The organism is Affinundibacterium danionis (assembly GCF_042432465.1).
Lineage (GTDB): Bacteria > Pseudomonadota > Gammaproteobacteria > Burkholderiales > Burkholderiaceae_D > Undibacterium > Undibacterium danionis.
Genome location: NZ_JBHLXJ010000023.1, coordinates 1 through 1,198, shown reverse-complemented (window position 1 = coordinate 1,198; position 1,198 = coordinate 1). Strand labels below are relative to the sequence as shown.

Genomic DNA, 1,198 nt, shown 5'->3' with positions numbered 1-1,198 from the left:
TGTATTAGCTCAGACCCGATCTGACAGTTACCAGTTTTTCTAGGGTGTCTGTCAGATTAGATTTGAGTCAAATTCTTTTCAACCCAAATCAATTTCCCTTCAAGCAAAGTATCCATTGGCGTTCTGCCGCAGCACATTTTGCCTTGATGAGTTCGTTCATTGTTATAGTAAATGAGCCATGCGTCCAGATCTTTTTGTAATTCATCGAGCGTCGTATAGATCTTTTTACGGAACGTCACTTGATAGAATTCCTGCAAAATGGTTCGATGGAATCGTTCGCAAATGCCATTGGTTTGTGGCGACATCGCTTTCGTTTTGGTGTGATCAATATCGTTGATAGCCAAATAAAGTTGGTAGTCATGTTGTTCAACTTTACCGCAGAATTCCGTACCTCGATCGGTCAAGACACGCAGTACAGAAAGCTCATTGGCTTCATAGAACGGTAACACTTTATCGTTGAGTAAATCAGCCGCCGTGATCGGGGTTTTGGTGGTGTAGAGCTTGCAATGAGCGACTTTACTATAGGTATCAACATAGGTCTGTTGGTAGATACGGCCCACCCCTTTAAGGTTACCCACATAGAAAGTATCTTGCGAGCCAAGATAGCCAGGATGCGCCGTTTCGATTTCACCACAGGCTTCATCGTCATCCTTCTTCTTTTCCAATGCGGCAACCTGTGCATCGTTTAAGAGGATGCCTTCACTTGCTACTTTGGCTTCCAGCGCCTTGAGTCGCTTCTTAAAGTTTTCCAGATCGTGCCGCAACCAGATCGACCGTACACCACTGCCTGAAACGAATACGCCAAGCTTTCTTAATTCGTTACTCGTCCTGTGCTGCCCGTGCGCAGGATAGTCTATCGCATAGGTTTTAACGGCGTCTTCAATGGTGGGGTCAACGCGATTCTTGAGATTCGGAGAACGTCGACTTTTATCAATCAGCGCTTCAACACCACCTTCGTTCGCCAGCTCTTGATAGCGATAAAAAGTGTCGCGTGAAACACCCATGACTTTGCACGCTCGGGACACATTGCTCAGTTCCTCAGCTAAATTGAGCAAACCGGCTTTATGTTTGATGATAGGGTTGTTAGTATGTAGCATGAGAGTTACCTTTCTTTGGTTTAGTAGGATTCGACACCCATATCTAAACCGGTAACTCTCATCTTTTCAAGTCGATGTGTCAGATCAAGTCTGAACTAATA

1 protein-coding gene is annotated in these 1,198 nt (G+C 44.8%); it reads right to left on the bottom strand.

Features of this window, described 5'->3' with window-relative positions; genetic code table 11:
* Positions 1-56 precede the first annotated feature (56 nt).
* Positions 57-1,097 (bottom strand): IS481 family transposase, encoded by a 1,041-nt coding sequence (locus ACFFJH_RS18010; protein ID WP_390214363.1) that lies wholly within the window; start codon positions 1,095-1,097, stop codon positions 57-59.
* Positions 1,098-1,198 lie beyond the last annotated feature (101 nt).